The following is a 5,354-nucleotide window of genomic DNA, read 5'->3' as shown; positions in this document are numbered from 1 at the left end:
GGAAACGCCCGGTTACATTCCGAACCCGGAAGCTAAGCCTCACAGCGCCGATGGTACTGCAGGGGGGACCCTGTGGGAGAGTAGGACACCGCCGAACAAATTTTGAAGAAAACCCCCGTGCCGGGGATACCGGTACGGGGGTTTTCTGCGTTCAGGAACAGTTTTCCCCGAACCGAAAGCCGACCCCAGCGGCTCACAACAGTCGTCACGATCCCACGTAACTCGCACCCTTAAAGATCTCTATTACTCCTGCCGTAGATCGTGATCATGGATGCCGAAGCCGCTCGTCAGTAGCCTGCGTGTGTGGCTGAGACCTGGGACGAAGCGCAGTTGATCGCGGACGGCTTCGAGCGCGTGTACGTCGAGTTGGAGTGGTACAGCGGGCCGCGCGCCGGCCTCGGCGATGTCGACGGCAAGCCGCACTACTTCCAGGGCGACGGCTGGGATGACGCCGACGAGGCCGACGAGTACCGCGTCTGGCCCGCGAGCGATGCGGCGGTGGAGCTGGAGCGCGAGCAGTGGGTGATCTTCGTCAGGTGGAACGAATGCCGTCAGGCCAAAACGGTGGAGCTGGAGACCCATCTGGGCCAGGGCGGGATCGATGCCCGTTACGACGAGCTGGCCCTGCTGCTGGCGCCGTACCGGCAGGCGCCGGAGGACGCGAGGCGGCTGGTGGGCGAGGTGCGCTTTGACGCGGGGGCTCGCTACCGGGTCGAGGGTCTGGACTACTGGTTCCGGTGGCGCCCAATCAGGTGAGGCCACCGTTGATCGTTAGGTGCTGTGTGGACAACCGATGATCACGCGGCGACCTCGGACGCCGGCATAGCGCCTGCTGGTTCGCCGTAATCGCCGCACCGGCGAACTCGCCTTCTACCGATGCTCTTCACCCCGTCCGGTGCCGGTGTCCGAGCTGGTGCGGGTCGCCGGACGGTGTTGGACGGTCGAGGAGACGTTCCAAACGGGCAAGGGTCTGACCGGGCTTGGACGAGCACCAGGTCCGTCGGTGGACCTCCTGGCACCGCTGGGTCACCCTCGAGATGCTCGCCCACACCTTCCTCGCCGTCACCGCGGCCGCCGAACGCCACGACCGACCCGTCCCTGACGGTCTGATCCCCTCGACCGGCAACGAGATCCAGCACCTGTTCGCAGCACTGATCCGCCCGATCCGCGACCTCGCCCACCTTCTGCGCTGGTCCCACCGGCGACGTCGGCATCAAGCTCGTGCACGTCGGCGTCATCACCGCAGGCAGGTCACCGCCCGGCCGTGAAGATCAAGGTCTACGGCTGGAGTGCTAGGAACCTCGCGGTCTTCTGGGACAACGGAACCGGCAGATCGGCCAACCCCGAGACGATCGCGCCCAGCTCCAGGCCGAGCTCGGGCCACTCTTCCCAGACACCCGGACTTCTGGTCAGAACGGCGGACAGCAGATCGCCCTCGTACATGTGGCCTTCGGCCATGGGGTTGTCCCGCAGCACTTCCAACGCGAGCGGGAGCAGATAGGCGAGTCCTATGTCCTGTCCGATCAACAGACGCATGTCCTCGACGGTCAGTTCGCCGATGGGCCGGCGCCGAAGGTCATGCGCCGTCGAGATGAGGCGACTCGCATCAGCCGGCGGTGCCGGCCAACGGTCGCGTTCGAGCTCCTCCAAAGAACGGTCACGATCCACAGGCCGGGTCATGGGGCGATCGTCCCACGCCGATTCGGCCCTGACGGCTGGGGCGGTGACAGCACCCAGTCCTGGGCCCTCGAGGACCTGGCGGAGGCTTCGGTGGCGAGTGCGTTCGGGATCGCTCTGGCCCGCGGAGGGCGGCATCGGTATCCGACCGGCCAGGTCTGCGGCAGACCAGGTACACGGACGGCAACCATCAGTGGATCAAGTCTGCCGACTACTGGCATCGACTGCTGCGGCGCACAACGTCGATGATCTTCATATCGACAGCTCGACCACGGAGGCACACCCCATGAAACCGACCCGCGCCGTTCTGTTCCTCGCGGCCACCGTCCTGACGCCTGCCCTGCTCTTAACCACCCCGGCGTTCGCCACCAGCCCGTCGGCCACGTCCACGACTGTGACGGCCACGTCCGAGACGCCGGTGGACGACATGTCGGAGGACGACCTCCGCATTGCGGTTCTGCGCATCCTGGCGGACAAGAACAGCGGCAAGGCGGTTGTCCGGGAGGCCGACAAGGCTCTCGACGACGGGAGCCCGGAAGCCCTGCGCACCTTCTTGAAGACCGGCTACCGCCTGGCCCAGGCCGAGGACGACCGTGTCGCCATCGCCCGCATCTTGGCGAACCCTGCCATCAGCGACGCCCTCCGCACGGCCGCCGAGAACGCCATCGACGGTACGCCGGAGGAGTTGCGGTACTTCCTGGAGGTCGGGCAGTACGAGGTGAACGGCTAGGGCCTGTCCGGCCGATCATGGATGTGGGCGGTCAGGCATGATGCCTGGGTGAGCGTCATCGTCGAGTTCTTCGCGGCTCCGGACGACACGTCGTCGGCTTCGGCTCTTCGGTCCGGGCCGGGACGTGCCTTCGAGTCACTCTCCTTCGGTAACTTCGATCCCGAAGAAGCCGTGATCGAGTGGGAGTGCCTTCTCGTCGGCGGCAGCTTCGAGGAACTCGTCGAAGCCGGTGAACCCCGTGTCGTCGCCGGCCAGGATGATGACGAGTGCGTCGTCTTCGCGCTCTCGCCCCGCCTGTCTGCCGCCCTTGCGGGCGCCGAGCGCTCCAAGTTGGCCGGTGTCGCTGCGTCGTGGGTCGCGCTGCGTGCGGAGGACGGCGAGGTCATCGACGCGGAGGTCGCTGACGTGATCCTCGGCGAACTGGCCGCTCTCGTCAGCAGTGCCCGGCGTCAGGGCCGAAGCGTCTACTGCTGGGTCGCGTAGGAGTTCACGTCCGGAGCCAGGACGATGGGACCGGGGACCGTATGCCGAACCACTGCTCGGCACCGTAAGCCTCGAACCGCTCCACCTCGATGAACCCCAGCTTCTCCGCGAGGCGCATCGAGCGGACGCTGACGGTCTGGGGGTGAGCACCACTGGTTCGCCGGGAAGTGAGCCGGCGAACCAGGCGAGTGCCGCGGCGCACGCTTCGACGGCGGACCCGTGTCCCCACGTCCGTGGCAGGAACAGGTGGCCGAGCTCCGGCCTTTCCGGCAACCTGAGGTCGGCTTTCCAGACAGCCTGAGGGTGCCCCGTGCTTTTGGTGAGCCCGGCTCCGGTGAGCCCGGCTCCGGTGAGCCCGGCAGCTCGATGACCGCAGCACGGTCCTTGGCCTCGGGCTCATGGAGCACGAGCCTCTCGGTCGGGATCGGAGCAGGCGGCCATCACCCGCCCGGCCCATCACCCGCTGGTCTCTGCGCAACCTCGTCGTCCACCTGCGCAAAGTCCGGCCACGGTGAAAGGCTGGGAGCATGATCGGCGGACCGTCCGAGAACCCAGAACTCTGGGCATTCCTGGAGTCACTGCACCCCGGCGAGTTCCTCTCCGGCACCGTCACGGCGATCGAGTCGTTCGGTGTGTTCGTCGCGCTGGACGAAGGACCCGACCATCCGGTCTTCCCCGGCGTCGGGTTCATCTCCTTCGCTGAACTGTCCTGGCGACGTTTCGAGGAAGCTTCCGACGTCGTGCGGGTCGGGCAGCGCGTCTCGTGCGAGTTCCTCCAGTTCGACACCTGGAACCTGGAAGCCAGACTGTCCCTGAAGGCCACACAGCCGGACCCCTTCCAGGTGTTCGCCGACACCGTCGCGGTGGGGCAGAAACTGCCTGGCCAGGTCACCAAGCTGCTCCCGTTCGGCGCCTGCGTCCAGGTCGCCGACGGAATCGAGGGACTGGTTCACCTGCGCGAGCTCGCCTGGGCACCGGTGGAGACTCCATCAGATGTCGTCCAGGTCGGCGACAAGATCACGGTGGTCGTCACCGAGATCGACCAAGAGCGACGCAGGTTGGTCCTCTCCCGACGACAAGGCTGATCCGCCGGCGCATGACGCGCTGTGGGGCGGGACGAGGCCGAGCGCCCACCGCCTCTGGAGCATCGGGCCCCTTGCGTCTGCTCGCGCTGAGGGGACGGTGTCTCAGTGTGCCGGTCCGGTCGGCCCCGATCGCCGGGCGGCGGGCAGCCGGGACTTGGCGATGTTGCGGATGCGGCGGGTACGGCCACTCTCGGCCAGTACTTCCAGAACGGCCGCGGCCGAGGACTTCTCTGAAGCATGGAGTTGCAGCCAGTTGGAGGCCGCGACCAGGTCCTCGGCGTCCCACGGCTCGCTCAAGGCCATCGCCCGCAGCAAGGTCCACTCATCGAGGCGCCGTGCGGAGAAGTCGTCCCCTGCAACGGCGCCGCTCATCTCCAGGCACCAGGAGGGATAGCCGGGATCAGTGAGCAGTTCGGCGGCTCGCCTGTCGAGGTACTCGCAGACGGCACTGTTCGCCATCCCTTTATCGGGATCGGTGAGTACTCGGGTGATGAGGGCAGCTGCGTCCGCCGGGGCCACCTCGTCGAACGCCCTCCGGTGGCGAGCGAACCGCACGTGCTCGTCCGGGTCCCAGTTCGGATCGTCGCCTGACACCGTGCCGTTCGACATCACCGTCACCCTCTCAGCCGGTTCGGGCGGAAGCCTGCCACACGACCTCGGTACCCCTGGTGCCTGTCGAAGCCTCGGAGAAGTCGGGTGGGCTCTCGCGGATGCCGGTCGAGCACATGGCCGTGCGCCCCAGAGTGCCGCGGCCTGGACATCGGGGATCAGGACATGGTGATGCCCGACGCGGGCGCCTACGGCTGTGCGGCCGGGCGTTCTCGTGGTGGGCCGACGACGAGGCCCATCTCGCCGCCGACAACCGCGGTCGCCGCTGTGATGCGTGTCCATACCCGGCCAGGCCGGAGACCCGTCGGCATCAGCAGGGCGCGTCGCCGACGGTGGACCCGGGTACCCGTAGGTTCGATGCCCGGCGTCCGCCGCAAAAGATCTTGACAGGGAAGGGTTGACACTGCCCTGGCAGATCCGTAGAGTTCTTCGAGTTGTCACGGGACCGGAACGGTTCTGCGGCGGCACCTCCGCCGCTGATGCGGCAAACAAACCACAGCACGATCTCCCAGCCGGGGTGAATTCGGCGTGCCCGAATTCAATTTCGATTGGGGTCCGGCGGCCCGATTAGGAACTGCCGGGAAGATCCGCTAAAGTTTGAGACGTCGGAACGGCCCAACGGCCGCGAAGACAAAGCCCGCTGACTGGGAGTCAGGCCCGAAAGGATCTGATAGAGTCGGACTCGCCGGAAAGGGAAACGCGGAAGCGGGAACCTGGAAAGCACCGAGGAAATCGGATACGGAAACGGTCTGATAGAGTCGGAAACGCAA

At 66.6% G+C, this 5,354-nt stretch carries 6 protein-coding genes, 1 rRNA gene and 2 pseudogenes; 6 read left to right on the top strand and 3 right to left on the bottom strand.

Features of this window, described 5'->3' with window-relative positions; all coding sequences use genetic code 11:
- The 3 genes and pseudogenes from rrf to CW362_RS45165 all read left to right on the top strand — a co-directional run.
- Positions 1-97 (top strand): 5S ribosomal RNA (rrf, locus tag CW362_RS42300); the annotation flags it as partial.
- Positions 98-303: 206 nt separating this feature from the next.
- Positions 304-756 (top strand): hypothetical protein, encoded by a 453-nt coding sequence (locus CW362_RS42295; protein WP_103554889.1) that lies wholly within the window; start codon positions 304-306, stop codon positions 754-756.
- A 70-nt stretch (positions 757-826) separates the two neighbouring features.
- Positions 827-1,268, top strand: a pseudogene (locus CW362_RS45165) (IS701 family transposase); the annotation flags it as partial.
- 10 nt (positions 1,269-1,278) lie between these two features.
- On the opposite strand, the gene CW362_RS42285 reads toward CW362_RS45165, so the two are convergent.
- Positions 1,279-1,680, bottom strand: a complete 402-nt coding sequence (locus CW362_RS42285; RefSeq protein WP_240658344.1) for a contact-dependent growth inhibition system immunity protein — start codon at positions 1,678-1,680, stop codon at positions 1,279-1,281.
- Between the two features lie 283 nt (positions 1,681-1,963).
- Here CW362_RS42285 and CW362_RS42280 point away from each other — a divergent pair, with 283 nt between their 5' ends.
- Positions 1,964-2,407: an ALF repeat-containing protein gene (locus tag CW362_RS42280; protein ID WP_103554888.1), complete on the top strand. Its 444-nt coding sequence runs from the start codon at positions 1,964-1,966 to the stop codon at positions 2,405-2,407.
- Positions 2,408-2,455: 48 nt separating this feature from the next.
- The gene (locus CW362_RS42275; RefSeq protein WP_103554887.1) at positions 2,456-2,890 is read left to right on the top strand and encodes a hypothetical protein; all 435 of its coding nucleotides are present in this window, start codon (positions 2,456-2,458) and stop codon (positions 2,888-2,890) included.
- A 4-nt stretch (positions 2,891-2,894) separates the two neighbouring features.
- On the opposite strand, the pseudogene CW362_RS45160 reads toward CW362_RS42275, so the two are convergent.
- Positions 2,895-3,315: pseudogene (locus tag CW362_RS45160) on the bottom strand (GNAT family N-acetyltransferase).
- A gap of 102 nt (positions 3,316-3,417) precedes the next feature.
- On the opposite strand from CW362_RS45160, the gene CW362_RS42270 reads away from it, so the two are divergent.
- Entirely contained in the window at positions 3,418-3,975 is a 558-nt protein-coding gene (locus CW362_RS42270; protein ID WP_103554886.1) for a S1 RNA-binding domain-containing protein, read from the top strand.
- A gap of 102 nt (positions 3,976-4,077) precedes the next feature.
- Here the strand turns inward: CW362_RS42270 and CW362_RS42265 are convergent, their stop codons facing one another.
- Positions 4,078-4,584: a hypothetical protein gene (locus CW362_RS42265; protein WP_103554885.1), complete on the bottom strand. Its 507-nt coding sequence runs from the start codon at positions 4,582-4,584 to the stop codon at positions 4,078-4,080.
- Positions 4,585-5,354: the final 770 nt, after the last annotated feature.

This window comes from Streptomyces populi (genome assembly GCF_002911015.1).
GTDB classification, from domain to species: Bacteria; Actinomycetota; Actinomycetes; order Streptomycetales; family Streptomycetaceae; genus Streptomyces; species Streptomyces populi.
This window is presented reverse-complemented; position numbering and strand designations above follow the sequence as displayed.